This is a genomic window from Streptomyces longwoodensis (assembly GCF_001514125.1).
Lineage (GTDB): Bacteria > Actinomycetota > Actinomycetes > Streptomycetales > Streptomycetaceae > Streptomyces > Streptomyces longwoodensis.
In genome coordinates this window covers 664027-690306 of sequence record NZ_KQ948550.1, presented here as the reverse complement: position 1 = coordinate 690306, position 26280 = coordinate 664027, and the positions used below count along the sequence as shown (strand labels likewise).

21 protein-coding genes are annotated in these 26280 nt (G+C 74.2%); 11 read left to right on the top strand and 10 right to left on the bottom strand.

Features of this window, described 5'->3' with window-relative positions:
• Positions 1-13: 13 nt before the first annotated feature.
• From AQJ30_RS07860 to AQJ30_RS07825, 8 genes are all read right to left on the bottom strand, one after another.
• Positions 14-1036: a TIGR03842 family LLM class F420-dependent oxidoreductase gene (locus AQJ30_RS07860; protein ID WP_067230309.1), complete on the bottom strand. Its 1023-nt coding sequence runs from the start codon at positions 1034-1036 to the stop codon at positions 14-16.
• An 11-nt stretch (positions 1037-1047) separates the two neighbouring features.
• Positions 1048-2451: a dihydropyrimidinase gene (hydA, locus tag AQJ30_RS07855; protein WP_067230307.1), complete on the bottom strand. Its 1404-nt coding sequence runs from the start codon at positions 2449-2451 to the stop codon at positions 1048-1050.
• Positions 2452-2671: 220 nt separating this feature from the next.
• Positions 2672-3514: a nitrilase-related carbon-nitrogen hydrolase gene (locus tag AQJ30_RS07850; RefSeq protein WP_067230305.1), complete on the bottom strand. Its 843-nt coding sequence runs from the start codon at positions 3512-3514 to the stop codon at positions 2672-2674.
• Between the two features lie 161 nt (positions 3515-3675).
• Entirely contained in the window at positions 3676-5310 is a 1635-nt protein-coding gene (locus AQJ30_RS07845; protein WP_067230303.1) for a PucR family transcriptional regulator, read from the bottom strand.
• 61 nt (positions 5311-5371) lie between these two features.
• Positions 5372-6655: an aspartate aminotransferase family protein gene (locus AQJ30_RS07840; protein ID WP_067230300.1), complete on the bottom strand. Its 1284-nt coding sequence runs from the start codon at positions 6653-6655 to the stop codon at positions 5372-5374.
• On the bottom strand, positions 6652-7494 hold the full coding sequence (locus AQJ30_RS07835; RefSeq protein ID WP_067230298.1) for a nitrilase-related carbon-nitrogen hydrolase: 843 nt from the start codon (positions 7492-7494) through the stop codon (positions 6652-6654). The genes AQJ30_RS07840 and AQJ30_RS07835 overlap by 4 nt, the downstream gene beginning before the upstream one ends.
• Positions 7495-7682: 188 nt before the next feature.
• Complete coding sequence (locus tag AQJ30_RS07830; protein WP_067230296.1) at positions 7683-9347, bottom strand: hypothetical protein; 1665 nt, start codon at positions 9345-9347, stop codon at positions 7683-7685.
• A 121-nt stretch (positions 9348-9468) separates the two neighbouring features.
• Positions 9469-9720: a helix-turn-helix domain-containing protein gene (locus AQJ30_RS07825; protein ID WP_067230293.1), complete on the bottom strand. Its 252-nt coding sequence runs from the start codon at positions 9718-9720 to the stop codon at positions 9469-9471.
• Between the two features lie 32 nt (positions 9721-9752).
• Here AQJ30_RS07825 and map point away from each other — a divergent pair, with 32 nt between their 5' ends.
• Complete coding sequence (map, locus tag AQJ30_RS07820) at positions 9753-10523, top strand: type I methionyl aminopeptidase (RefSeq protein ID WP_067230291.1); 771 nt, start codon at positions 9753-9755, stop codon at positions 10521-10523.
• Positions 10524-10677: 154 nt separating this feature from the next.
• The gene (locus AQJ30_RS07815) at positions 10678-13227 is read left to right on the top strand and encodes an ATP-dependent Clp protease ATP-binding subunit (RefSeq protein WP_067230289.1); all 2550 of its coding nucleotides are present in this window, start codon (positions 10678-10680) and stop codon (positions 13225-13227) included.
• Positions 13228-13239: 12 nt separating this feature from the next.
• On the opposite strand, the gene ggt is transcribed toward AQJ30_RS07815, so the two are convergent.
• Positions 13240-15039 carry a gamma-glutamyltransferase gene (gene ggt, locus AQJ30_RS07810; protein ID WP_067231009.1) on the bottom strand — a complete coding sequence of 600 codons (1800 nt, stop codon included), beginning with the start codon at positions 15037-15039 and terminating at the stop codon, positions 13240-13242.
• Positions 15040-15188: 149 nt separating this feature from the next.
• On the opposite strand from ggt, the gene AQJ30_RS07805 reads away from it, so the two are divergent.
• Positions 15189-15953: a hypothetical protein gene (locus AQJ30_RS07805; RefSeq protein WP_211278940.1), complete on the top strand. Its 765-nt coding sequence runs from the start codon at positions 15189-15191 to the stop codon at positions 15951-15953.
• 704 nt (positions 15954-16657) lie between these two features.
• Here the strand turns inward: AQJ30_RS07805 and AQJ30_RS07800 are convergent.
• Positions 16658-17122: a DUF6278 family protein gene (locus AQJ30_RS07800; protein WP_067230286.1), complete on the bottom strand. Its 465-nt coding sequence runs from the start codon at positions 17120-17122 to the stop codon at positions 16658-16660.
• Positions 17123-17269: 147 nt separating this feature from the next.
• Between AQJ30_RS07800 and AQJ30_RS07795 the strand changes: the two genes are divergently transcribed.
• The 8 genes from AQJ30_RS07795 (at position 17270) to AQJ30_RS39755 (ending at position 26222) form a co-directional block, all read left to right on the top strand.
• Complete coding sequence (locus AQJ30_RS07795; RefSeq protein ID WP_067230284.1) at positions 17270-18634, top strand: radical SAM/SPASM domain-containing protein; 1365 nt, start codon at positions 17270-17272, stop codon at positions 18632-18634.
• 115 nt (positions 18635-18749) lie between these two features.
• Positions 18750-18908 (top strand): hypothetical protein, encoded by a 159-nt coding sequence (locus tag AQJ30_RS38385; RefSeq protein ID WP_158690554.1) that lies wholly within the window; start codon positions 18750-18752, stop codon positions 18906-18908.
• Between the two features lie 167 nt (positions 18909-19075).
• A complete protein-coding gene (locus AQJ30_RS07790) occupies positions 19076-20557 on the top strand; it encodes a coproporphyrinogen-III oxidase family protein (RefSeq protein WP_079083911.1) in 1482 nt (493 codons plus the stop codon).
• 4 nt (positions 20558-20561) lie between these two features.
• Positions 20562-21278 carry an alpha/beta fold hydrolase gene (locus tag AQJ30_RS07785; RefSeq protein WP_067230282.1) on the top strand — a complete coding sequence of 239 codons (717 nt, stop codon included), beginning with the start codon at positions 20562-20564 and terminating at the stop codon, positions 21276-21278.
• Between the two features lie 28 nt (positions 21279-21306).
• On the top strand, positions 21307-22104 hold the full coding sequence (locus tag AQJ30_RS07780) for a class I SAM-dependent methyltransferase (RefSeq protein WP_211278939.1): 798 nt from the start codon (positions 21307-21309) through the stop codon (positions 22102-22104).
• 388 nt (positions 22105-22492) lie between these two features.
• The gene (locus tag AQJ30_RS40075; protein WP_067231000.1) at positions 22493-22939 is read left to right on the top strand and encodes an SAM-dependent methyltransferase; all 447 of its coding nucleotides are present in this window, start codon (positions 22493-22495) and stop codon (positions 22937-22939) included.
• A gap of 53 nt (positions 22940-22992) precedes the next feature.
• Positions 22993-24246, top strand: a complete 1254-nt coding sequence (locus AQJ30_RS07770; RefSeq protein ID WP_067230279.1) for an MFS transporter — start codon at positions 22993-22995, stop codon at positions 24244-24246.
• Positions 24243-26222 carry an FAD-dependent oxidoreductase gene (locus AQJ30_RS39755; protein WP_067230276.1) on the top strand — a complete coding sequence of 660 codons (1980 nt, stop codon included), beginning with the start codon at positions 24243-24245 and terminating at the stop codon, positions 26220-26222. The genes AQJ30_RS07770 and AQJ30_RS39755 overlap by 4 nt, the downstream gene beginning before the upstream one ends.
• Positions 26223-26280 lie beyond the last annotated feature (58 nt).

Here is a 26280-nt window from a genome sequence, read left to right as displayed (position 1 = left end):
GGGTGACGGTCGGTCAGGTCTGCAGCGCCGGGATCACCTCGGCGCCGTAGGCGTCGATGACCGCCTCCTGCGCGTCGTGCATGTCGTAGACGGCGAACTGGTCGACGCCCAGGTCGCGCAGCGCCCTCAGTTTCTCGACGTGCCGCTCGACGGGGCCGATCAGGCAGAACCGGTCGACGATCTCGTCTGGCACGAACTGGGTGTCCGGGTTGCCGCTGCGGCCGTGGTGGGCGTAGTCGTAGCCCTGCCGGGCCTTGATGTAGTCGGTGAGTTCGTCGGGGACGGCCGCCGAGTGCTCGCCGTACTTGGCGACCAGGTCGGCGACGTGGTTGCCGACCATGCCGCCGAACCACCGGCACTGCTCACGGGCGTGGGCGAGCGCCTCGGGCGAGTCGTCCGCGGTGACGTAGGCGGGGGCGGCGACGCACACGGTGACCTCGGACGGGGCGCGTCCGGCCGCCGCGGCCGCGTCCTTGACGGCCTTCACCATGTACTCGGTGAGGTAGAGGTCGGCGAGCTGGAGGATGAACCCGTCGGCCTCCTCCCCGGTCATCTTCAGCGCCTTGGGGCCGTACGCCGCCATCCACACGGGCAGGCGGGCGCCCGGCCTGATCCACGGGAACCGCACGACCGTGCCGCCGCCGAGGTCGGCCTCCTCGCCCCCGCCGAGGGCGCGGATGACCTTCATCGCCTCGCTGATGCGGGCCAGGGTGTTGGGCTTGCGGCCCGCGACGCGCATCGCGGAGTCGCCCCGGCCGATGCCGCACACCGTGCGGTTGCCGAACATGTCGTTCAGGGTGGCGAAGGTGGAGGCGGTGACCTCCCAGGTGCGGGTGCCGGGGTTGGTGACCATCGGGCCGACGGTCAGCCGCTCGGTCTGGGCGAGGATCTGGCTGTAGATGACGAACGGCTCCTGCCAGAGCACGGCGGAGTCGAAGGTCCAGCCGTAGGTGAAGCCGTTGCGTTCCGCCCGCCGCATGAGGTCGACGACCCTCGATGCGGGCGGGTCCGTCTGCAGGACGAGTCCGAAGTCCATGGGCGCCGCTCCTAGGTGAGGTACTGACAGGTCGAGCGCGGGAGGTAGGCGCCGTGGCCGGCGCGTCCGGTGTACTCCCGCTGGTCGATGACGGGTTCACCGCGTGACAGGACGGTCTCGACGCGGCCGGTGACGCGCCTGCCCTCGTAGGCCGAGTAGTCGACGTTCATGTGGTGGGTCTCGGCGGACAGCACCTGCTCGGCGTGCGGGTCGTAGATCACGACGTCGGCGTCGGCGCCCGGGGCGAGGGTGCCCTTCTTCGGGTACAGGCCGAACATGCGGGCCGGGGTGGCGCAGGCGATCTCGATCCAGCGGCGCCGGGAGATGTGCCCGTCCACGACGGCCTGGTGGAGCAGGTCCATGCGGTTCTCCACACCCGGCAGGCCGTTGGGGATCTTGGAGAAGTCGCCCCGGCCGAGCTCCTTCTGGCCCACGAAGCAGAAGGGGCAGTGGTCGGTGGAGACCACCTGGAGGTCGTTGGTGCGCAGGCCCCGCCACAGCCGGGCCTGGTGCTCCCTGGGGCGAAGGGGCGTGGAGCACACGTACTTGGCGCCCTCGAAGTCCGGTTCGGCGAGGTTGTCCGTGGACAGGAACAGGTACTGCGGGCAGGTCTCGCCGAAGACGTTCAGCCCCTCGTCGCGGGCGCGCGCCAGCTCGGCGACCGCCTCCATGGCCGAGACGTGCACGACGTACAGGGGCGCGCCCGCGACCTGGGCGAGCCGGATGGCGCGGTGGGTGGCCTCGGCCTCCAGCAGGGCCTTGCGGACCTCGCCGTGGTACCGGGGGTCGGTCTCGCCGCGGGCCAGGGCCTGCTCCACCAGCACGTCGATGGCGATGCCGTTCTCGGCGTGCATCATGATCAGGCCGCCGTTCTCGGCGGAGCGCTGCATGGCGCGCAGGATCTGGCCGTCGTCGGAGTAGAAGACGCCCGGGTAGGCCATGAACTGCTTGAAGCTGGTCACGCCCTCCTCGACGAGGAGGTCCATCTCCTTCAGCGTCTCCTGGTTGACGTCGGAGACGATCATGTGGAAGCCGTAGTCGATCGCGCAGTTGCCCTCCGCCTTGGCGTGCCAGGCGTCCAGGCCCTCGCGCAGGGAGCGGCCGACGCCCTGCACCGCGAAGTCGACGATCGTGGTGGTGCCGCCCCAGGCGGCGGCCCGGGTGCCGGTCTCGAAGGTGTCGGAGGCGAAGGTGCCGCCGAACGGCAGCTCCATGTGGGTGTGGACGTCGACGCCGCCCGGGATCACGTACTTCCCGGTGGCGTCGATGACGCGGTCGCCGGTCCAGGCCGCGGCGGCCGGGGTGCCGGAGGCGGCGAGGGCGGCGACACGGCCGTCCTCGATCAGGACGTCGGCGTGGGTCTCGTCGGACGCGGTGACGACGAGGCCACCGCGGATCACGGTACGGCTGCTCATGCGGGACGCTCCGCTGGGTCGGGGTCGGCAGGACGCGGGAGGGAGAGGAGGGGACCAAGGGCGGGGGGCCGGCCGGGTGCCGGTCCTGCGGGGGCCGGTCGCGGGGGTCCCCGCGTCCCCGCGGGCGCCCGGCCCGGCGGGGACGCGGGGGGAGGTCCGGTGCGGTGCCCGGACGGGCGTCTCGGGAGACGTCCGGGAGGGTCCGCACGGCCGGGCCCGGCTACGGCGCGGTCAGCGGCTCGTACGCCTCCGGGCGGCGGTCCCGGTAGAACTGCCAGCGGTCGCGCACCTCGCGCAGCTTGCCCAGGTCCAGGTCGCGCACGACCAGCTCGGTCTCCTTGTCGCTCGCGACCTCGCCGACGAACTGGGCCTCCGGGTCGACGAAGTAGCTCGTGCCGTAGAAGTCGTTGTCGCCCAGGTCCTCCACGCCGACCCGGTTGATCGCGCCGACGAAGTACTCGTTGGCCGCGGCCGCCGCCGGCTGCTCCAGCTGCCACAGGTAGCGGGACAGTCCGCGCGAGGTGGCCGACGGGTTGAACACGATCTCGGCGCCCGCGAGGCCCAACGCCCGCCAGCCCTCGGGGAAGTGGCGGTCGTAGCAGATGTAGACACCGACCTTGCCGACGGCGGTGTCGAAGACGGGCCAGCCGGCGTTGCCCGGCTTGAAGTAGAACTTCTCCCAGAAGCCCCGCACCTGCGGGATGTGGTGCTTGCGGTACTTGCCGAGGTAGGAGCCGTCCGCGTCGATCACGGCCGCCGTGTTGTACAGGACGCCGGGCTGCTCCTCCTCGTACACCGGCAGGACCAGGACGATGCCGTGCTCCCGGGCGAGGGCCCGGAAGCGCTCCACGACCGGCCCGTCGGGGACGCGTTCGGCGTACGCGTAGAAGGCCGGGTCCTGGACCTGGCAGAAGTAGGGCCCGTAGAACAGCTCCTGGAAGCACAGCACCTGGGCGCCCTGGGCGGCCGCGTCGCGCACGGCCTGCTCGTGCACCTCGATCATCGACTCCTTGTCGCCCGTCCACGCGGTCTGGAAGACGGCGGCGCGGATCACTCTGCTCATCGGGACCTCCGGTCGCTCGGTGTGCTCGCTGAAGGAGCGTAGGAACCGGGGAGGTCGTCCTTGAGGTGCAGCGTGTCACGTCCGCACCCGTGCGGCATGTCACCGTGTCACGCTCGCGAGGGACCATGTTTCACCGTCGTTTTCCCAGGTGGTTCGGTGTTTCAGTGCGGTTGCGCGGGGGCGGTGCCGCCCTGCTGCGCGTCGTGCGCGAGGAGCGCGATGTGGACGGAGGCCGCCTGCTCGAAGTCGTCGAGGTCGACGCCGAGGCGGGCCCGTATCGCCTCCAGCCGGCGGTACAGGGCGGGGCGGGAGACGTGGTGGAGCTGGGCGGTGCGGGACTTGTTGCGGCCGGTCGCGAGATAGGTGCGCAGCACGGACAGCAGGTCGTCGTCGCCGGCCCGCAGCAGCCCGTCCAGCTCCCGCTCGGCGAAGGACTGCACGTGCGGGTCGTCGCGCAACAGCCGTACCAGGCCGCGCAGGTGGACGTCGCGCAGCCGGACCACGGGCGGCAGGTCGAGGGCGGCGGCGGAGTCGGCGACGGCCTCGGCGACGTGCCGGGCCTCGCGCAGCCCGGCCGGTACGTCGTCCCAGGCGGTGCGCGGTCCGGCCGCGGCGACGACCGGGCGCGGCTCGTCCGCCCCGCCGCGCAGCCGCGCCGCGAAGTGGGCCGCCAGCGCGTCGGCGTCCTGGTCGCGGGCGAGGCTGAGCAGGACGGCGGTGGCCCCGTCGCCCAGGTCGGCGACCAGCCCGGGCAGGCCCAGCAGGCGCAGCGTCCGGTCGAGCCGGGCGGGGTCGCCGTCGCGGACGACCAACGGGAGGAAGGTGCGGCGGTTCACGGGCAGCCCGGCCGCCCGCGCCCGCGGCAGCAGCTGGCGGGCCGGTACGGCGCCGGAGACCAGGTCGGTGAGCAGGCCCTGCGCGGACTGCTCCTCCCACGAGGAGGCGGAGCCGCCGCCGAGCATGCGGTGCAGCACGAGCGCCTCGGCGGCCCGGTCGGCGAGCAGCCGCCCGCCCGCACCGTCGCCGCGGTAGCCGCACAACGTGATGCGGCCCCACTGCTCCCCGCGCCCGCCCAGCTCGGCGCGGATCCAGCCGTCGCCCTCGCTGCCCCCGGCCTGGCGGGCGATGCGCTCCCAGTCGCGCAGCACGTCGTCGACGGCCGGCCGCTCCCCCGCCGTGGCCAGCACACGGTGGGCGAGGTTGGTGACGACGACGGGGCAGCCGCTGTGCCTTGCGACCTCGTCGAGCAGGCGCTGCAGCGGGGCGCCCGCCGTGATCAGCCGGGTGAGGGCGGTGCGCACCGACTCCGACAGGCTGACGGCGGCGAACTTGCGCCGCACCAGCCGGGACTGCACCTCCTCGGTCAGCTCGGCGAACGGGAACGGCCGGTGCAGCACGACCATGGGCAGCCCGCACCGCTCGGCGGCCCGGCGCATGGCGTCCGGCGGCGCGGGGAACGCCCGTCCCAGGCCGAGGACGACGGCCGCCGCCTCGGCGCGGTGCAGGGACCGCACGTACTCGGTCTGCTTGCCCTCGTCCCCGGCGAGCAGGACGCCCGTGGTGAGCACCATCTCGCCGCCGCTGAGCATCACGCCGACGTCGGCGGCCTCGGCGACGTGCACCCAGCGCACGGGCCGGTCCAGGTGCGCCGCCCCGGCCACCACCTCCGGCTCCCCGGCCAGGACCCGCTCCAGGGACAGGACCTGACGGACCGACAGCGCGTCGAGCGGTTCGGCGCGGCCCCGTTCGGCGCGTTCCCGTTCGGTGCGTCCCCAGGAATCCGACGTGGCCGTCATGACGGTTCCCCTTCGCTTCCGTGGCCCGCGGCGCCCGACGGGCGCCGGAGCCCGTGCCGCGCTACTGCGTGCTCCGCAGGGCGTCCTCGAGGATCGCGGCGCCCTCCTCGGCCTCCGCGACGGTCAGGGACAGCGGCGGCGCGACGCGCAGCGCGCTGGTGTCGTGCCCGCCGCCCTTGCCGATGAGCAGCCCGCCCGCGCGGGCCGCCTCCAGCACTGCGGCGGCCCGGTCCGGGTCGGCCCGGTCGGTGCCCGGCCTGACCAGCTCGATTCCGATCATCAGGCCGCGGCCGCGCACTTCGCGCACCCCGTCGACCTGCGCGGCGACGGCCCGAAGCCGCTCCAGGAGCAGCCCGCCGACGCGCCGCGCGTTGCCCTGGAGGTCGTGCTCCAGCAGGTACGTCAGGTTCGCCAGGCCCGCCGCCATGGTGATCTGGGTGCCGCCGAAGGTGGAGATGCTGTTGGCGTCGAGGCAGTTCATGATCTCGGAGCGGGCGATGACGCCGCCGATGGACATGCCGTTGCCGATGCCCTTGGCGAAGGTCACGATGTCGGGCGGACCGCTGCGCCCGTGCGCCTGCCAGCCCCAGAAGTGGTCGCCGGTGCGGCCCCAGCCGGTCTGCACCTCGTCGGCGATCCACAGCACGCCCCGCTCGTGCAGCACCTCGCGGAAGGCGGCGTAGAGGCCGTCGGGGGGCGAGGTGAACCCGCCGACCCCCTGGATCGGTTCGGCGATCAGCGCGGCGGGCGGACGGGTGTGGCCGAGCAGGTCGCGCAGGTCCTCGACGCAGGCGGCGGTGAACGCCTCGTCGTCGAGGTGGGCGTACGGGCCGCGGGTGCGGACGCCGCCGTGGACGTAGAGCGTCTGCAGCGGGGACAGCGAGGTGGGCGACCAGCCGCGGTTGCCGGTGATGCCGACCGCGCTGAAGGACCGGCCGTGGTAGCTGTTGCGCATCGCCAGGACCGTGTTGCTGCGCCGGTAGGTGGTGGCGAGCAGCAGCGCGGTGTCGTTGGCCTCGGTGCCGGAGGTGGTGAAGAAGACCCGGGCGTCGGGGATGGCGCTGATCTGGGCGACGCGCTCGGCGAGTTCCACCATCGGGCGGTTCAGGTAGAGGGTGGAGGAGTGGACGATCCGCCCCGCCTGTTCGGCGACCGCCTTGGTCACCTCGGGCAGGGCGTGCGCGGTCATCGTGGTGAGGATGCCGCCGAAGAAGTCCAGGTACCGGTTGCCGTGGGCGTCCCAGACGTACCGGCCCTCGCCGTGGGTGATCTCCAGCGGGTCCTCGTAGTAGAGGGCCAGCCAGTCGGGCAGGACGGTGCGGTGGCGGGCGTACAGGTCGTTCACGGCTGCACCAGCCCCTCGTAGGCGTCGGGCCGGCGGTCGCGGTAGAACGCCCACTGCTGCCGGACCTCCTCGATCACGTCGAAGTCGAGGTCGCGGATGAGGAGTTCCTCCTTGGTGTCGCTGGCGGTGTCGCCGACGACCTGGCCGCGCGGGTCGACGAAGTAGCTCGTGCCGTAGAAGTCGTTGTCGCCGTAGATCTCCTGGCCGACGCGGTTGATCGCGGCGACGAAGTACTCGTTGGCGACGGCCGCGGCGGGCTGCTCCAGCCGCCACAGGTAGGACGACAGGCCGCGGTGCGTGGCCGACGGGTTGTAGACCAGCTGGGCCCCGTTCAGGCCGAGTTGGCGCCAGCCCTCGGGGAAGTGGCGGTCGTAGCAGATGTAGACGCCGACCTTGCCGACGGCGGTGTCGAAGACGGGCCAGCCGAGGTTGCCGGGCTTGAAGTAGTACTTCTCCCAGAAGCCGCGCACCTGCGGGATGTGGTGCTTGCGGTACTTGCCGAGGTAGGAGCCGTCGGCGTCGATCACGGCGGCGGTGTTGTAGTAGAACCCGGACTGCTCGACCTCGAAGACCGGGACCACGATCACCATGCCGGTCTCGCGCGCCAGCTCCCGCATCCGGCGGACGGTCGGACCGTCGGGCACCGGCTCGGCCCAGCGGTAGTGCTCCGGTTCCTGCACCTGGCAGAAGTAGGGCGCGTTGAAGACCTCCTGGAAGCCGATGACCTTCGCGCCCTGCCGGGCCGCCGCGCGGGCGTGCTCCTCGTGTTTCGCCACCATGGACTCGGTGTCGCCGGTCCAGGTGGCCTGGACCAGTGCGGCACGTACGACGTTGGCCATGAGCTGCTCCTTCGACGGGACCGTCAGAGCCTCTACGCCCGTAGAACAGGCCTTAGAGGGACGAACGTAAGCCTCTCGGACGGCCTTGCCAAGACCATCGTCGTCAACCCGGTGAGTCGATCGCGTTTCACACTCCGGTGGGTGAGCCGTGGGGCGTACGGCGTACGCACCGTGGCCGCCCCGGCTGCTCAGGTGTGGTGGCCCGCCACCCGGAGCGCGTGCACCAGGTCCAGGTACCGGGCGTCCGAGACGTCCCGGGCGGCCTCCAGCAGCAGCGGCACCAGGGTGCGCGGGTCGGGTGCGGCACTGCGGGCGGCCTCCTCGGGGGCGCGGACCCGGACGTACGCGTCGAGCAGCGCGCGCACCTCGCGGTGGCGGCTCTGGGCGGCCAGGTCCCGTACGGCCTGCCCCATCTCCTCGGCGGGGCGGCCGACGCCCTGCCGCAGGATCCGCTCGGCGTCGTCCGCGCGCCCGGCCGCGAGCAGCGCGTCCGCGGCCGCGACCAGCCGCTCGACCGGCAGCGACGCCGCCTCCCACAGCAGGGTGGCCCAGTCGGCGCCCAGCCCGGCGTGCTGGAGCTCCGCGGCGAGCAGCGGCACGCGGGCCGCCGGCCAGTACGCCAGCTCCACGAGCAGGGCGTGCGCCTCGCCGCTGAGCCCCCGCGCCCGCAGCGCCACCAGCCGCTGCACGGCCTCGGCCGCCTCCTGCCGCGCCCGGTCGTCCCCCGGTCCGGTCTCCCGCGGCCCGGGGGCCGACGGCGTCTCCGGCTCGGCGGCGGCCCCGGCGAAGCGCGCGCCCCGCAGGCCACGGCGGCCGACGGGGGCGGGTGCGGGCCCGAGCCCGGGCAGCGCGGGGTTCCCGTCCGCCTGCGCCGGTACGGCCACGGCTACGTCCTCCGCCATTCCGGCGAACCGGGCACTGCCCCGCCGGCGCTTGCGCTGCTTGGGGACGGTGGGGGTGGGGGGTTCGGCGGGGGTTCCGTGGGGGCCGTCCGTGTGCGGGTGGGGTGGGTGTCCGGCGTCCCTGCGGGCCGCGTCCGGGTCTGCGTCCGCACGCGTCCGGTCGGGGCCGGTGGACGCGGGGCCGCCCCCGGTCGGCCGGTCGTCCGCGGTGACGCCGTACGCGTGCGCGGCGACCCGACCTGCTTGGGCGGCGGCGTGCCGAGCCGCAGCCGACCGGTCGGTGCCGGGGGCCGCGTAGCCGCCGGTGACGTCCGGCGCCTCCGCCGGTCCGCCGGTCCCCGCCCCGTACGCCGGGTCCCATGGGCCGCTCGCGGCCGGCGGGGCGGTGGGGTGGGCCGGGGGTGTGCGGCCGGGGTCGGCGCGCCGGCCGGGGTGCTCCCTGGCGCGGTCGTCCCACTGCGCCATGCGGCGGCGGAGCTCGGCGCAGCGGGCCGTGGCGCGTGCGTGGTCGTCCTGGGCCCAGGCCAGGTCGAGGCGGAGGGCCTCGCTCTCCTCGGGGGTGGTCGCGGCGGCGAGGAGGCGGCCGAGTTCGGCCTGGCGCTCGGCGGCGTAGCGCTGCTCGCGGAGCATGACGTCGAGGCGGTCCCCCAGGGCGTCGCGGCCGCCGGGCCGGTCGTCGTGGGCGACGAGCGCGGCGGCGTGCAGCGGGCGGAGCCGCTCGGCCTCCTGCTCGGCGGCCCGGGCGCCGTAGGCCGCGGCGACGTCCTGGAGCAGCGCCTCCACCACGTCCCAGGGCGGCACCTCGCGTCCCTCCACGCACTCGCGCATGCCGTCGGGGTCGCGCCGCCAGAACACCCCGGCCCAGCCGGCGTCCTGGTCGACGCGCGCCAAGAGGCCGCCCAGGCGGAGCGCGAACTCCCGCGCCTCCTCCGGGAGCTGATCCACCGTCATCGCCGTCCCCCACCCGACCGGAACACTCAGCTCCGAGAAAACACCAGCCGTGTTACGGACCGGCTACGGGGAGTTTTCGAAGGGGACGCGAACGCACCCGGGCGGCGCGCGGCCCGCGCGTTCACGCCCCCACGAACGCGCACCGCCCCGCCAGCTCGTCCATGGACAGGCCGAGGGCACCGGCGAGCGCGGCGACCGTGAAGAAGGCGGGCGTCGGGGCCCGGCCGGTCTCGATCTTGCGCAGGGTCTCGGCGGAGACGCCCGCGGCGGCGGCGACGTCGGCCATGCTCCGCCCACCGCGGGCCTCACGGAGGAAACGGCCGAGCCGCTCGCCGCGTTCACGCTCTTCGGGGGTCAAGGGGGTGCGCACCATGCCACCATTCTAATACCGGTATAATAATTGTCATGGTGGAACTGAAGACGAAGACCTCGATCGACGCGATGTACGAGGCGGGCCAGGTCGTCGCCCGGGCCCTGACGGCCGCGCGCGATGCCGCCGACGTGGGCGTTTCCCTGCTGGAGCTGGACGAGCTGGCCCACGGGGTGCTGCGGGAGGCGGGCGCGACGTCGCCGTTCCTCGGCTACCGGCCGTCCTTCGCGCCGACACCGTTCCCGGCGGTGCTGTGCACCTCCGTGAACGACGCGATCGTCCACGGCGTCCCGACCGGCTACCGGCTGCGCGACGGCGACCTGGTCTCGCTGGACTTCGGCGCCCAGCTGCACGGCTGGGCCGGCGACTCCGCGCTCAGCTTCGTGGTGGGCACGCCGCGCCCGGAGGACGCCCGCCTCGTCGAGACGGCCGAGCGGGCCCTGGCCGCGGGCATCGCGGCCGCCGTGCCGGGCAACCGCATGGGCGACATCGGCCACGCCATCGGCACCGTCTGCCGCTCGGCCGGCTACGGCATCCTGGACGACTTCGGCGGCCACGGCATCGGCCGTCGTATGCACGAGGACCCGCCGGTGCCCAACGAGGGCCGCCCCGGCCGCGGGCTGCCGCTGCGCCCCGGTATGGTCCTGGCGATCGAGCCGATGCTGCTCGCGGGCGGCCGCGACGACTACCACGTGGCCCCGGACGGCTGGACGCTGCGCACCAACGACGGCTCGCGCGCGGCCCACGCGGAACACACGGTGGCGATCACCGAGAGCGGCCCGAGGGTGCTGACCGAGCGGCACTGAGAGGCACTGAGAGGCACCGAGAGCCCCGGCCGACCGGGGCGCACGGCGCCCCACCAGGCAGGACGCGCCGTTCCGTACGTACCGTGCCATGGTGGTGTAAGTCCGGCACGGACCGGGCACCCGGCCAGCCCGCGCAGTCAACGAACGGAACGCCATGACCAGCGGCTTCACCAGCCCGGAGGGCTACGGCGACCCCTTCGGCGAGTTCCTGGCCCGCTTCTTCGGCGGGCCCCGCCCCGGCCCCCGGCAGATCAACATAGGCCAGCTCCTCAGCCAGCCCGCGAGGGAACTGGTGCGCGGCGCCGCCCAGTACGCCGCCGAGCACGGCAGCCGCGACCTGGACACCGAGCACCTGCTGCGGGCGGCGCTCGCGGCGGAGCCGACCAGGTCGCTGCTCAGCCGGGCCGGCGCCGATCCCGACTCGCTCGCCTCGGAGATCGACGAGCGCTCGGGCCCGGCGCAGCAGCCGCCGGCCGAGGCGCCGCCGCCCACCTCGCTGTCCCTCACCCCGGCCGCCAAGCGCGCCCTGCTGGACGCCCACGACCTGGCCCGGTCCCGCGGCGCGGGCTACATCGGCCCGGAGCACGTGCTGAGCGCGCTGGCCGCGAACCCGGACTCGGCGGCGGGGCACATCCTCAACCAGGCCCGGTTCGCGCCCGGCGGCCCCGCCGAGACGCCCGAGGCGCCGCCCGCGGCGGCCCGTGCCCAGGGGCAGCGCCCGACGTCCACGCCGACCCTCGACAAGTACGGCCGCGACCTCACCGACATGGCCCGCCAGGGCCGCATCGACCCGGTGATCGGCCGGGACGAGGAGATCGAGCAGACGATCGAGGTGCTGTCCCGGCGCGGCAAGAACAACCCGGTGCTGATCGGTGACGCCGGCGTCGGCAAGACCGCGATCGTGGAGGGCCTCGCGCAGCGCATCGCGGACAACGACGTGCCCGACATCCTCGCCGGACGGCGGGTGGTGGCGCTGGACCTGACGGGCGTGGTGGCCGGCACCCGATACCGCGGCGACTTCGAGGAACGGCTCACCACCATCGTCGACGAGATCCGCGCCCACTCCGACCGGCTGATCGTCTTCATCGACGAGCTGCACACAGTCGTCGGCGCGGGCGGGGGCGGCGAGGGCGGGTCGATGGACGCCGGGAACATCCTCAAGCCGGCGCTGGCCCGCGGCGAGCTGCACATCGTGGGGGCGACCACGCTGGAGGAGTACCGGCGCATCGAGAAGGACGCGGCGCTGGCCCGCCGCTTCCAGCCGATCCTGGTGCCGGAGCCGTCGGTGCCGGACGCCATCGAGATCCTGCGGGGCCTGCGCGACCGCTACGAGGCCCACCACCAGGTCCGCTACGCCGACGAGGCGCTGGTGGCGGCGGTGGAGCTGTCCGACCGCTACCTGACCGACCGACGCCTGCCGGACAAGGCGATCGACCTGATCGACCAGGCCGGGGCGCGGGTACGGCTGGGCGCCCGCAGCAAGGGCACCGACGTGCGCGCCATGGAGCGCGAGGTCGAGCAGCTCACCCTGGACAAGGACCAGGCGGTCGCCGACGAGCAGTACGAGACGGCGACCCAACTGCGGGACCGCATCACCGAGTTGAAGCAGCGCATCGCGGACGCCGCCCAGGACGGCACGGTGGACGAGGGCAACGAGCTGGAGGTCACGGCGGAGGCCGTCGCCGAGGTCGTCTCGCGGCTGACGCACATCCCGCTCAGCAGCCTCACCCAGGAGGAGAAGGACCGCCTGCTGGGCCTGGAGGAGCACCTGCACCAGCGGGTGGTCGGCCAGGACGAGGCGGTGCGGGTGGTGTCCGACGCCGTGCTGCGCTCGCGGGCCGGGCTCGCCAGCCCCGACCGCCCCATCGGCAGCTTCCTGTTCCTCGGGCCGACCGGCGTCGGCAAGACCGAGCTGGCCCGGGCGCTCGCCGAGGCGCTGTTCGGCAGCGAGGAGCGCATGGTGCGGCTCGACATGAGCGAGTACCAGGAGCGGCACACGGTCAGCCGCCTGGTCGGCGCCCCGCCCGGGTACATCGGCCACGAGGAGGCCGGCCAGCTCACCGAGGTGGTGCGCCGGCACCCGTACTCGCTACTGCTGCTCGACGAGGTGGAGAAGGCGCACCCGGACGTCTTCAACGTCCTGCTGCAGGTGCTGGACGACGGACGGCTCACCGACGCGCAGGGCCGCACGGTGGACTTCACCAACACGGTCGTGGTGATGACGAGCAACCTCGGCTCGGAGGCGATCACCCGGCGCGGCGCCGGGATCGGGTTCGGCGCGGGCGGCACCGACGCGGACGAGGAGGCGCGGCGCGAGCAGGTGCTGCGGCCGCTGCGCGACCACTTCCGGCCCGAGTTCCTCAACCGGATCGACGAGATCGTGGTGTTCCGGCAGCTGTCCACCGAGCAACTGCGCCGGATCACCGACCTGTTGCTGGAGAAGACCCGCCGGCTGCTCCAGGCGCAGGGCATCACCGCGACCTTCACCGCGGCGGCCGTGGACTGGCTGGCCGGGCGCGGCTACCAGCCGGAGTACGGGGCCCGCCCGCTGCGCCGCACGATCCAGCGGGAGGTCGACAACCAGCTGTCGCGGCTGCTGCTCGACGGGCGGGTCAAGGAGGGCGACCGGGTCACGGTGGACGTGGGGGACGCAGGGCTCGTCTTCCGCACCGACGAACCCTCCGTCCCCGCACCGGAGTTGTGACCAGCGGGTCCCCTACCGCGCCGGGCGCACCACCTGGGCGGAGCCGCCGCCGCGGCGCACGGTCTCGGCGGCGGCCAGCCACCGGCCGTCCGCCAGCCGCTGCACGCCGGTGGCCGCCCCGATCTCCGGGTTGAGCTTGAACGAGTGGCCGATCCCCTCCAGTTGTGCCCGCAGCGGGCTGTCGTAGAGGCCGGGTTCGAGTTCGGTCTGGGCGGCGTTGCGCTGGCTGGCGCGGGGAGTGGCGATGGCGTCGACGAGCGGCAGGCCGCGGTCGAGGAACTCGGTGAGCACCTGGAGCACGGTGGTGATGATGGTGGAGCCGCCCGGCGAGCCGAGCGCGACGACCGGCCGGCCGTGGCGGTCCAGGACGATCGTCGGGGAGATCGAGGACCGCGGCCGCTTGCCCGGGCCGGGCAGGTTCGGGTCGTGGACGGCCGGGTTGGCCGGGGCGAAGGAGAAGTCGGTCAGCTCGTTGTTGAGCAGGAAGCCGCGTCCCGGGACGGTGATGCCGCTGCCGCCGGTCTGCTCGATGGTGAGGGTGTAGGCGACGACGTTGCCCCACTTGTCGGCGACGGTGAGGTGCGTGGTGTTCTCGCCCTCGTACGTCGTCGGCGCCGCGGTGCCGGGGCCGGCGCAGGCCGCCGGGTGGCGCGGGTCGCCCGGGGCGAGGGGGCTGGTGAGCACCGCGTCGTCCTTGATCAGGCAGGCGCGCGAGTCGGCGTAGCGCTGGGAGAGCAGTTCCCTGGTCGGGACGTCCTCGAAGGCGGGGTCGCCGACCCAGCGCCCGCGGTCGGCGAACGAGATGCGGCTGGCCTCGATGTAGCGGTGCAGGTACTGCGCCTCGCTCGCCCTGGACAGGTCGGTCCGCTCCAGGATGTTGAGGGCCTCGCCGACGGTGGTGCCGCCGGAGGAGGAGGGCGCGATGGAGTAGACGTCCAGCCCGCGGTAGTTGGTCCTGGTGGGCGCCTGGAGCTTGGCGCGGTAGGCCGCGAGGTCGGCGGTGGTCAGCCGGCCGGGGCGGGCGTTCCAGCCCGACGCCGGGTCCACGGGCGGCTTGTTCACCGTGGCGACGACGTCCCGGCCGAGGTCGCCGCGGTAGAGGGCGTCGACGCCCTTGCGGCCCAGTTCCTCGTAGGTGCGGGCGAGGTCGGGGTTCTTGAAGGTCGAGCCGACGACCGGGAGCGCCCCGCCGGGCAGGAACAGCTCCGCCGTGTCCGGGAAGGAGCGGAAGCGGGTCTCGTTGGCGGCGGTCTGGCTGCGGAAGGTGCTGTCGACGGTGAACCCGTCGCGGGCGAGGCGCTCGGCGGGCCGCAGCACGGTGCCGAGCTTCCTGCTGCCCCAGTGGGACAGCGCGGTCGCCCAGGTGGCGGGCGTGCCGGGGGTGCCGACGCTCAGGCCGCTGGTGACGGCGTCGGCGAAGGCGAGGGGCTTGCCGTTCTCGGTGAACAAGTTCTGGTCGGCACTCAGGGGCGCGGTCTCGCGGCCGTCGATGGTGTGCACGGTGCGGGACTTGGCGTCGTAGTAGACGAAGTAGCCGCCTCCGCCGACGCCGGCGGAGTAGGGCTCGGTGACACCGAGGGCGGCGGCGGTGGCGACGGCCGCGTCGACGGCGTTGCCGCCCTTGCGCAGTACCTCGATGCCGGCCGCGGACGCGTCGGCGTCGACGCTGGAGACGGCGCCGCCGTAGCCGACGGCGACCGGGACCTTCTCCCCGGCCGTTCGCTGGGCGGCGGGCGGCGCCGCCGCTCCCACCGAGACGACGGCGGCCGAGACCGCCAGTACCGACAGTTTCCGCGCGACAGGGCGACGCAGACGCATCCGTACCTCCAGTGCAGGAACGTCAGCGCAGCGTAACGACATCCGCCCCGGTCCGGACAGACCCTCCCGGGCTCTGTCATACGACCGCCACACGTCGAACACGGGTACGTCCGAGGCGCGGGTGACCGCTAGCATGCGCGCCCATGAACGACGACGTGCGCAACATCGTCCTGGGCGTGGTGGCCGCGGGCATATCGGCCGCGCTCGGCTGGGTGGCCCGCACCTACCTCTGGAAGCGCAGGCTGCGGCGCAAACAGGCCTTCTTCGGCCTGCCGGACAACTCCGAGTCACTGCTGGTGGTCAACCGCGACGCGGGCGGCCCCGACCTCACGGTGACCCGCTTCGACGTCTTCGCGCTGCTCGAACTGGCCGCGCTGATCAAGGACTGCCGCGCGCACGCGCAGGTCGTCGCGCACGACGCGGCCCAGCAGGGGTTCGGCGAGCGCACCGAGTTCTGCGTGGGCGGTCCCGCCTCCAACCGGCGGATGCTCGCCCACCTGGCGTCGCTGCTGCCGGGCGTGCGGGTCAACGTGGACCCGGAACCCGGCCCGGACCGCGGGGCGTTCCAGATCGGCGGCGAGCGGTACCGGATGGAGCCGGGGGTGAGCGAGTACGTGCTGCTGGCCCGGCTGACGGCCGGTGAGCGGCGGGAGGCGCGGCCGGTGTTCCTGTTCTGCGGGCAGCGCGCGATCACCAACCAGGCGGCGACCCGCTACCTGGCCCGCCACCACGAGTGGTTGGCCCGCAAGTACGGCAACTCCTCGTTCGCCCTGCTGCTGAGGGTCGTCAACTCGCAGGCGTACGGGCCGGACGTGGTGGAGCTGGTGGCGGACGTGACCCAGGCGGCCCGAACCGCGCTGCCGGACCGCACGGCCACCCCGAACCGGGCCTCGCACCGGGCGTCCTGACGGCGCACCCCGGCGGCACCGGGGCACTCCTTCGAGCGCAACCCGACCGGCGCGCGGCTGACCTTCTCCTCGCCGGCGGCGATCCGCCGTGTCCGACGGTCCCGCCACGCGAGCAGTGATCTCCGGCCGCGCGACCGGGCGGGTATGGCTCTCGTGAACTGCCGCCCCCCTGCGCGAGGGTCCCCTCCCCGGCGGCAGTCTCCCCGTCGCCCTTCCCGGAGGACCGGCGACATCACCCCCACCACAGGGATGAACGGCACATCCTAGTCGAGGCCCGGCGCGACGGTCCTGCTCGGGCGGACACCGGCAGCGCCGGCCCCCAGGGGCGGGCGGGGCGCGGCGAAAGGTCTGGCCCCCAACTGACGGGCGCACGGCGCTCGTTGTGCACGGCGGCGGCACGGAACACACGCGCGGCACGGACAGCGTGGGCGCACGGGCCCCGGACAGTGCCCGTGATGCGTGCTGCGGCGGTCCTCGATGTCGCCCGATGGCTCCCCGGAGTGCTCGTTGACGTCACGCGACGCGATCAAACGATCGACAGCCATGCCCGGCCCTACTCACTCTCAGCTGTGTCGTGCTGCCGCAAACTATCCAGCCCGGGAGGACCCACAGGCACGACACGCACTTTTCAGGCATTAGCCGTATTTAAGCCGCAGATCGGGCCAGGGGTTCACCGACTCCCGCTCCCCCGCGTCGGCACGGTGTCACGCCTCCGCGATCTCGGCGTACACCTGGAAGAGTTCGGGGCTGCCGGTCATCGCCCAGGTACGGCCCTCGAGGACCACGTCGACCTCCCGGCCGGAGGCCAGCCGGACCACCGGGCGCCCCTCCGGCAGGATCCGCCAGCCGGCGCCGGGCACGGTGCGCACGACGACGGTGCCGAGGTAGAGGCCCGCGTCGTTGCCGAGCCAGGGCAGCATCTCCTCGTCGTCGCGCCAGCGTGGCACCAGCTGGTCCAGCGCCTCCAGCGAGGCCGGGGTGTGGTCGAGCCGGACCCCCGCGCGGGACGCCAGGGAGCGCAGCAGTTCGCACTCGCCGAGCAGTGCGGCGTACCCGCCACGACCGGCCCCGCCGTCTGCGTCGCCGCCGCTGTCGCTGTCCGGGAACACCGCGACCGCGGTGGCCGTCTCACGCCTCTTGCGCCACTTGGACAGAAAAGGGAGGTCCATGGATCCAGCGTGGCATTCGTACCGCCGCGCACACCACAGGCGCGCGAGCCGTGGCGGGGCCCTTGCCAAGGGAATGCCCGGCTCGTAGAGTTCAACACGTAATGAGTTCAACACCTGTTGACTTCATGTGGCCGGAAGGCAGGGCTCGTGCAGAAGATTCCCTTCCAGGTGAACGAGGGCGGCCTGGTCGCCCTCCTGCCGAACGGGCACGTCGAGTTCCTCGCCGCCTCGGCCGAGCCGCTGATCCACCGCCACAACGGCGGATCGCCGGTGCCCGCTGAGGAGTTGATGACCCACGCGCTGAGCGATCCACTGGTGACGCTGGACCGGTTCCACCTGCCCGCCCCGGCCATCGCGTTCGTGGAGACGACCAACCTGTGCAACCTGCGCTGTCGGCACTGCTACGCGGACTCCGCGCTCAAGCGGCCGGACGAGATGTCCACCCCGATGATCACATCGCTGCTGGACGACTTCGCCGACGCGGGCGTGCTCCAGGTGTTCCTGACGGGCGGTGAGATCTTCTCCCACCGCGACGCCGTGGAGATCATCCGGCACGCGCGGAGCAAGCCGTTCAGCACGCAGATCTTCACCAACGGACTGCTGGTCACCGAGGAGAAGCTCGCGGCGATCCCGCCGGGCCAGTCGTTCTTCATCAGCTTCGACACCGCCGACCCCGAGCGCACCGTGCGCGGCCGGATGGACTTCCCCAAGCTGAAGCGGGCGTTCGAGGCGATGCGCGCGCACGGGCACGTGTTCCGCACGGCGATCTCCGTGCACCGGCACAACATCCAGGACGCCGAGGAGATCTTCGACTGGTGCGCCCGCAACGGCTATCCGCGGCCGCAGTGGCTGGAGACCCACCCGGTGGGCCGGGCCCTGCTCCACCCGGACATGCTGCTGCGCCCCGGCGACCTCGACGAGGTGTTCGCGGTCTACCGGCGCTGCATGGACCGTTACTCGGGCGAGCCCGAGGACGCGTCCGAGGGCGCGTCCGAGGACGTCTCCGTCCCCGCCGGACCGCCGGCCCCGGACGGCCCGCGGGCCCCCGCCGCGCGGCGGGCCGCGGACGAGATCCGCGGGGTGGACACCATCCAGTTCTGCCAGCGCCTCGAACGCGCCGTCGGCCAGGAGAAGTGCGGCCGCTCGGTGGTCTACGTCAACAGCCGCGGCGACGTCTACCCGTGCAGCAACTGCATGTCCGGCCAGCTCCACCGGGCCGGCAACGTCACCCGGCAGCCGTTCGCCGAGATCTGGGAGAACGGCTTCGACGCCTTCCGCGACATCCGCTTCGAGGACCACACCGTGTGCGGCACCTGCCCCGTCGCGCGGGAGGACATCTGGTGCCAGTTCCGCTGCCCGCCGCTGGCCCGCAACATCACCGGCGACGAGAAGGGCTGCGGGGCCACCGAGTACCTCCAGGAGTTCACTCTGCGGGCCGGCCGCTACTGGCGCGAACGCCGGGAGCGGGGCGTCACGCTGACGCTCACCCCGCGTCCGGCCGCTACGCCGTAGGCCGCAGCCGCCCGGCGACCGGCCGGGCGCCCAGCGCCCCCGCTCCCGACGACGTGAGCGGGCCCCTGTCCGGGCGGCACCACCCGTGCCGCCCCACCACGAAAGGGAACGAGCCATGCCCGAGGAGAAGAAGGTCATCCGCATCCACCTGGAGCCCGGCCAGGAGGGCGTGACGCTGAGCGCGGTGGGCGCCGCGTCGGCCACCGCGCCCGCCGAGACGCTGGTCGAGGCCACCAACATCACCGAGGCCACGGTCATCGAGGTCGAGGTCTGACCGGCGCTCGCCGAAGACTTCGCGGCCCGCTGAGGGACGGGCCGTGAAGAGGCCGCCGTACGTCTCCGACCCCCCGTCGGCGTACGGCGCCTCCCTCCCGGCCCGCCTCCCTGGCGCGGGCCGGGAGGGCGACCGTCGCGCACAGCCCCGAAGGAGACGAGGTCGCGATGAGCACCACCGGCACCACCACCGCCGTGCGCCGCACCCCGGCCGCGCGCCCCGGCACCGGACTGGCGCGGCTGCTCCGGGAGAACCCCGCCCTGCGCATCGACCAGGACGACTACAACATCAACGTCACCGCCAACTATGGCGAACGGCTCTCCGAGGACGAGGTCGCCGAGGCCCTGCGCACCCACCCGGGCGCCGGCCGGCCGGCCCACCTGTACTTCCACGTCCCGCTGTGCGCGTACGTCTGCCACTTCTGCAACTACGTCAAGCGCAAGGTCCCCGACGGCGCCGAGGGCGCGCGCGCCCCGCGGGTGTGGACCGACCTGCTCCTCGAGGAGTCCGCCCGCCGCCTCGCCCACGCCCCCTGGCTGGAGCGGGCGCCCATCGAGTCGGTCTACCTCGGCGGCGGCACCGCCTCGCTGCTCGGCACCGAGCAACTGGCGCGGCTGGTCGCGCACATGAGGGAGCACTACCGGCTCGGCGACGACTGCGAGATCTCCCTGGAGGGCAACCCCGACAACTTCCTCGGCGACGAGCTGGCCGAGGCGTGCGCGCTGGGCTTCAACCGGTTCAGCGTCGGCGTGCAGTCGCTGCAGAGCGAGGTCAACGCGTTCGCGGGCCGCGGGCACGACGCGGTGATGTCGCTGCGCGCGATCGAGAAGCTGCGGGCGACCGGCAAGCCGTACAACGTCGACATGATGTTCGGGCTGCCGCAGCAGACCACCGCGACGGTCGCCGACGACATCCGGCGGCTGGTCGACCTCGGCGTGCCCACCATCACCGTCTACCGGCTGCGCAACGCGGACCGGGCCGGCATGGGCATCGGCAACCGGGCCGTGTGGAACGTGCCGAGCGTCAAGAGCCGCCTCGACGCGCAGTACGCCTTCCCGAGCGTGGGCGAGACCTACGCGATGCGCGAGGCGGTCGTGGAGCTGCTGCTGGACGCCGGGTACCACCCGAGCCCGTGCGGCTGGTGGAACCGGCCCGGCACCTACCCGGACGGCAACATCCCGCGGGTCTCGCGCAACAAGTGGCAGCGCCACGACACGATGATCGCCTTCGGGCCCGGCGCCTACGGCTGGCTGACCCGCGACGACGACACGGTCGTGCAGACCCACAACACCGCCGACATCACCGGCTACGCCCGCCGGATGAAGGCGGGCCCCGGCCTGCCCCTCGCGCCGGGACGCCGACTGACGGGCCACCAGGCCATGGGCATGGTCCTCGGGTTCGCGTTCAAGGCCAACCAGCCGATCCGCGCCGAGCGCTTCCGCCGCCGGTTCGGCGTCGAGATCTTCCACGACGAGCCGTTCGCCTCCGTCTTCGCCGAGCTCGCCGAGCGCGGGTTCGTCGCACCGGTGCCGGACGAGCCGGAGGCCGTGGTGCCGACGCTGGACGGCGAGGCCCTGCACGAGGAGATCATCAGCGTCTACTTCCACCAGCGCATCGGCGACTTCGCCGAGGCCGTCTGCCGCCGGTGAGCCGGTGAGCGCGCACCGGCGCCTGACCTGGCGCACCGACCCGGCCGGACCGACGTACCGCCTCGGCCGGACCTTCCCGCCCGGACCGGCGTGCGCCACCGTGCTGCTCGCGGGCCCCGGCAGCGTCTCCGTCCTGGACGGCGACGGCCGGGACGACCTGCTGCTGGCCCGGCTGACGGACCGTCTGGTCGCCTCCGGTGCCCAGGTGCTCCAGTGCGACATGCCCGCCCGCGACCGCCGCGCGCCCGCCACCGAGGCCGACCGCGACGCCCGCGCCGCCCGTCTCGCCGGGCTCCTCGACGCGCACCGCCACCTCCTGGCCGGCCCGCTGACCCTGATCGGCTTCTCCCTGGGCGGGCATGCCCTGCTGCGGCTGCTGTGCACCGGCACGCCGCCACGGGCCGAACGCGTCGTCCTGGTCGGCACGGTGATCGAGGAGGACGCCTTCGTCACCTCCCGCGTGGACACGCTCGACCTCGTCTACGGCGGCCACGACCTGGTCGGCTACCTCGCCGACGAGCACGACGCCACGCTGCCGCCCGCCGTCTTCGAGCCGCTGCTGTACGCCGACTGGTCGGCCCGCCGGCTGATCGGGCCCCGCCCGCTGGGCGTGCGCGTCCACGTGCTCGCGGGGCTCGGGCACACCCTCCACCCGTGCGGTCCCGGTCCGGCCCGGGACCCGCTCACGACGCTCGCGGCCCTCGCGGGCGCCGCCACCTGAGATCCGGCCGGACGACGGAAGGGGACCCATGCCCGGCAGTGAGACGCTCTCCAGCAGGCGGTTCGACAAGATCGCCGCGAACTTCGCGACCAGCGAGGTGCACCGGTCGAGCCCGACGATGGAGGCGCTGCACGAGACGCTCGGCCCGCAGACCGGGGCCGCGATCTGTGACGTCGCCTGCGGGGCCGGCCACCTGGCGCTGTCCTTCGCCGCCGACGGGCCCGCCCGGCTGGTGGGCGTGGACCCGGCGCCCTCGATGCTCGACTCCTTCCGCGCGCTCGCCGCCGAGCGGGGCGCCGAGGTGGAGGCCGTGCGCGCCACCGTCGACGAACTGCCCTTCCCGGACGCCTCGTTCGACCTGGTGGTGTCCCGGCTCGCGCCCCACCACTTCCCCAGCCTGCCGCTCGCCGTGCGCGAGATGGCACGGCTGCTGCGCCCGGGCGGCCGGCTCGCCGTGATCGACCTGGAGGGCCACGAGGACCCGGAGGTCGACGCCCTCAACCACGAGCTGGAGGTCCTGCACGACCCCACGCACGTGCGCAGCCACACCCTCACCGAGTGGGTGGACGCCCTGCTCGGCGCCGGCCTCAACGTGCCGGTCGCGCGCGGCGGTCAGGCCGAGAGCCGCACCGGCGTGCCGGTGGCCCGCTGGTGCCAGATCGCGTCGTCCGGTGAGGAGGCCGAGCGGGCGATCCGCGCCCGGCTGGCCGCGGCGCCCGCCGCCCACCGGGACGCGCTGGGCATCCGCGAGGACGGCGGGGAGTTCCTGATCCCGGTGCGCACCTGCATGGTGATCGGCGTCAAAGCGCTGAACGAGGTGCGCTGAGATGCCGGTGATCAGGCTGTACTCGCCGGCCGCGGGACCGGGCGGCGCCGCCCTCGGCCGGCTCGCGGACGAGGTCACCGCGCTGCTGGGCCTGCCCGCCGGGCACTGCTGGGTGTGGTGGCACCGGCTGGATCCCGACGAGGCCCACCGGCCCGAGTGGCGGGCCGGTTCCGCCGCCCCGGTCGGCTTCGTGACGTGCCGGGAGACCTACGGGACCGAGCAGGTCGGGGCGCTGCTGCGGCTGCTGCAGCGGCGGCTGGTCGACCTGCTCGGGGTGCGCCCGGAGGAGGTGTACCTGACCGTGCAGCGGGCCGCGGCGGGCGAGTTGCTGGTGCGCGACGGGATCGGGGCAGGGGAGCCCTCCGCTCCCGACGCCCTCACCGACGTGCTGCCCATCGGGTTCGTGCACAGCGAGCGGCGTGAACTCACCGACGACGACTGGGGAGACGTCCGTTCGGTCGTCCGGCTCGACGCGGCCCGCTTCACGCCCGAGGCGCTGCTCGGCCTCGACACGTTCTCCCACGCCGAGGTCGTCTTCCGCTTCCACCGGGTGCCGCCGCACCAGGTGCAGACCGGCGCCCGGCACCCGCGCGGCAACCCCGACTGGCCGCTGACCGGGATCTTCGCCCAGCGCGGCAAGAACCGGCCCAACCGGATCGGCGTCTCGCGCTGCCGGCTGCTGAAGGTCGCCGGACTCGACGTGCACGTCGCCGGGCTCGACGCGGTGGACGGCACCCCGGTGCTCGACCTCAAGCCGTGGCTCAGGGAGTTCGGGCCGCGCGAGGAGGTCTTCCAGCCCGCGTGGGCGGACGAGGTCATGCGCCGCTACTACTGACCGGCCGCACCGCGTGCGCGGCAGCCACCCGGACGACAGTGAACGGAGGGGACATGAGGACCCCGGTGCGCACGACCGCGACGGCCCTGCTCGTCGCGGTCTTCGTCGACGCGCTCGGCAGCGGGCTGTACATGTCCGTCTCCGTCGTGTTCTTCACCCGCTACCTCGGCCTGGGCGCGGGCCAGGTGGGCGTCGGCCTGTCCGTCGCGGGCGCGGCGTCCTTCGCGCTGCTGGTGCCCACCGGGGTGCTGGCCGACCGGGTGGGGCCCCGCCGTACGCTCGTCGCCGCGCACCTGGCGCGGGCGGCGCTGCTCGTCTGCTACCCGTTCGTGCCCGGCTTCGGGTCCTTCCTGGTCGTGGTGGCGCTGCTCGCCGTCGCCGACCGGGCCGCCTCCCCGCTGGTGCAGGGCCTGTTCGCGGTCGCGGTGGGCGAGGCGGAGCGGGTGCGGGCGATGGGCCGGGCGCGGTCCCTGCAGAACCTGGGGCTGGCCCTCGGCGGGCTGGGCGCGGGCGCGGCGCTGGTGCGCGACGCCGACGCCGTGTACGTGGCCGTCGTCCTCGCCAACGCGCTGTCGTTCGTGCTCGCCGCCGTCCTGGTCGCCCGGTTGCGCACCACGGAGGGCGAACGGGCGCGTGGCGGGGGCCCGTTGCCGCTGCGGCGGCGGCTCGGGGTGTTCCGCGACCGCCGGTTCGCCGCGCTGACCGCGCTCAACTCCGCCGTCAGCCTGCACGTGACCGTGCTGACGGCGGGCGTACCACTGTGGGTGCTGGCGCACGACGCGCTGCCCCGGCCGGTGATCGCCTGGACGCTGGTGCTCAATACGGCGGTGGTGGTGCTGTTCCAGGTGCGGGCCACCCGATCCACCCGCACCGCCGAGGAGGGCGGCCGGGCGCTCCGGCTGAGCGGGCTGCTGCTGGCCGTGTGCTGCGCGGGGCTCGCCCTGACCGGCGCACTGCCGACGCCCGCCGCCGTGGCCGTCCTGCTCGTCGCCGTGGCGTTCCAGGCGTTCGCGGAGATGCACCAGCAGGCGGGGTCCTGGGCCATCTCCTACGACCTCGCCCCGGACGACCGCCGCCAGGTCTACCTGGCCTTCTTCAGCCTGGGCAACGCCGCCCGCAACACCTACGGACCGCTGGTCGTCACCTTCCTGGTGGTCCGGCAGGGCGCGCCGGGCTGGCTGCTGCTCGGCGCGCTGGTGCTCGGTGCCGGCGCCTGGGCGGCCCGGATCGGACGCGAGCCGGCCGTGCCCGCCGGGGCCGCCGCGCCTGCCCTGCCCCTGCCCGACGTCTCCAGGAGGAAACCATGACCACCACTCCCGACCACTCCGTCATCGTCGTCGGGGCGGGGCCCACCGGCCTCGCCCTGGCCTGCGAACTGGCCGCCGCCGGCGTCTCCTGCACGGTGCTGGAACGCCGGCTCACCACCTCCGCGCAGTCCCGCGCGATGGGCCTGTACGCGCGCACGCTGGAGGTGCTGGACCTGCGCGGCCACGCCGACGCGCTGACCGCGTACGGACGCCCCGTGGGCCGGCTGCACCCCGCGCGCGGAGCCGTCGTCGACTTCACCGAGCTGGACACCCGCTTCCCCGCCCTGCACGTCGTGCCGCAGAGCCGCACCGAGGAGGTGCTGCAGGACCACGCGCTGAAGCTCGGCGTCACCCTGGTGCGCGACGCGGAGGTGTTCGGCCTGGAGCAGGACGACAGCGGCGTCACCCTCCAGGTCCGCGCGGGCGGCGAGGAGTGGGAGGAGACCGCGGACTACGTCGTCGGCTGCGACGGCGCGCACAGCGCGGTCCGAGAACTGTCCGGGATCGCCTTCCGCGGCCGGACGTACGACATCGCACCGGTCCTCGCGGACGTGCGGCTGCGCAAGCCGCCGCCCGTCGACGACGTGGTGGTGCTCGCCGGGAACGGCGCGGTGATGGTCACCGTGCCCTACGGTGACGGCCTGTACCGGGTGGCGGTCGCCCGCCGGGACCGGCCCTGGACCCGGGAGCCGGTGACGCTGGAGGAGCTGGGCGAGCTGATGTCCCTCTCGCTGGGCTTCGACCCGGAGCCGTACGAACCGGCCTGGCTGGCCCGGTTCAAGATCCACCAGCGGCTGGCCGACCACTACCGCACCGGGCGCGTGCTGCTCGCCGGGGACGCCGCGCACCTGCACTCGCCGCTGGGCGGCCAGGGGCTCAACCTCGGCATCCAGGACGCCGTCAACCTCGGCTGGAAGCTCGCCGCGCGCATACAGGGCTGGGCCCCGCCCGGGCTGCTCGACTCCTACGAGGCCGAGCGCCGCCCGCAGGCCGCGCGGATCCTGCGGGCCACCGACCGGGCCACCTGGATCGCCACCAGCCCCTCCCCCGCGCTCACCGCGCTGCGGCGCACCGCGCTGGCCCGGCTCCTCGGCAGCCGCCGGGTCCGCCGCGTCGCCGGCGAGGCGATCTCCGGGCTGCGCTCGGACTACGCCCGCCGCGGCGGCGGCCGCGCGCTGCGCGCCGGGCAGCGGGTGCCGGACCTGACGGTACGCCGCCCGGGCGCGACCCCGGTCCGCCTCTACGAGCTGATGCGCGACGGCCGTTTCCTGCTGCTCGACCTCACCCCGGCCGGCCGCGCGGCCGCGCTGGGCGAGGCGTGGGGTTCCCGCGTCTGCCCGGTCCGCGTCGAGGAGCCGCCCGCGAGGCTGGCCGGCCTGAGCACCCTGCTCGTCCGCCCCGACGGCTACGTGGCCTGGGCGGACGGCGAGGCCGACCCGGAGGGCCACCAGGACCGGGTACGGCGCACCCTGCTCCACTGGTGCGGCGCGGAGGGCCCGACGGCGCGCGGTGCGGCACCGGTGGCGGTGCGGGTGCCCGAGCGCACGGCGACGCAGGACGGGGCGGGGGCCGCACCGGGTCCGCGGGCCGCCTCGGACGCCCTGGTCGCGACGCCCTACGCGGGCGAGGCGGGCGAGGGCGTGTGGGGCGAGGGCCCGCTGGAGGACAGCGAGGGGGCCTGGCAGACGGACCCCGTGGGCACCGTGGACGCGCCGGGGACCGGGGCGCCGGTGGCCGCGGCCCGGGACGCCGCGGACGACGCGTACACCGGGGGCGCGGGACTCGCCGAGGACGTACGCCCGTTGCGTGCCGTCGAGGCGGTGCACGGGACGACGGGCGGTACGCAGGACGGTGCACCGGAGCCGCTGGACGCCGCACCGGAGCCGACGGGCGCCGGTGCCCAGGCGGGTGCGGTGGCGGGCGAGGGCGCCCGCACGTCCGCAGGGGCCGAGCACGGGGAGGCGGGGCGCTCCTGAGCCCGGCGGGACGCGACGGCGGCCCGGGAGGGACACCTCCCGGGCCGCCGTCATGACC

Coding starts and splice junctions, on each gene's coding strand:
- AQJ30_RS07830 (WP_067230296.1), bottom strand. CDS start 9,347: ATGACGGTGGATCAGCTCCCGGAGGAGGCGCGGGAGTTCGCGCTCCGC.
- AQJ30_RS07790 (WP_079083911.1), top strand. CDS start 19,076: ATGAGCACCACCGGCACCACCACCGCCGTGCGCCGCACCCCGGCCGCG.
- AQJ30_RS07835 (WP_067230298.1), bottom strand. CDS start 7,494: ATGGCCAACGTCGTACGTGCCGCACTGGTCCAGGCCACCTGGACCGGC.
- AQJ30_RS39755 (WP_067230276.1), top strand. CDS start 24,243: ATGACCACCACTCCCGACCACTCCGTCATCGTCGTCGGGGCGGGGCCC.
- AQJ30_RS07815 (WP_067230289.1), top strand. CDS start 10,678: ATGACCAGCGGCTTCACCAGCCCGGAGGGCTACGGCGACCCCTTCGGC.
- hydA (WP_067230307.1), bottom strand. CDS start 2,451: ATGAGCAGCCGTACCGTGATCCGCGGTGGCCTCGTCGTCACCGCGTCC.
- AQJ30_RS07860 (WP_067230309.1), bottom strand. CDS start 1,036: ATGGACTTCGGACTCGTCCTGCAGACGGACCCGCCCGCATCGAGGGTC.
- AQJ30_RS07825 (WP_067230293.1), bottom strand. CDS start 9,720: ATGGTGCGCACCCCCTTGACCCCCGAAGAGCGTGAACGCGGCGAGCGG.
- AQJ30_RS38385 (WP_158690554.1), top strand. CDS start 18,750: ATGCCCGAGGAGAAGAAGGTCATCCGCATCCACCTGGAGCCCGGCCAG.
- map (WP_067230291.1), top strand. CDS start 9,753: ATGGTGGAACTGAAGACGAAGACCTCGATCGACGCGATGTACGAGGCG.
- AQJ30_RS07770 (WP_067230279.1), top strand. CDS start 22,993: ATGAGGACCCCGGTGCGCACGACCGCGACGGCCCTGCTCGTCGCGGTC.
- AQJ30_RS07780 (WP_211278939.1), top strand. CDS start 21,307: ATGCCCGGCAGTGAGACGCTCTCCAGCAGGCGGTTCGACAAGATCGCC.
- AQJ30_RS07845 (WP_067230303.1), bottom strand. CDS start 5,310: ATGACGGCCACGTCGGATTCCTGGGGACGCACCGAACGGGAACGCGCC.
- AQJ30_RS07850 (WP_067230305.1), bottom strand. CDS start 3,514: ATGAGCAGAGTGATCCGCGCCGCCGTCTTCCAGACCGCGTGGACGGGC.
- AQJ30_RS07800 (WP_067230286.1), bottom strand. CDS start 17,122: ATGGACCTCCCTTTTCTGTCCAAGTGGCGCAAGAGGCGTGAGACGGCC.
- AQJ30_RS07805 (WP_211278940.1), top strand. CDS start 15,189: ATGAACGACGACGTGCGCAACATCGTCCTGGGCGTGGTGGCCGCGGGC.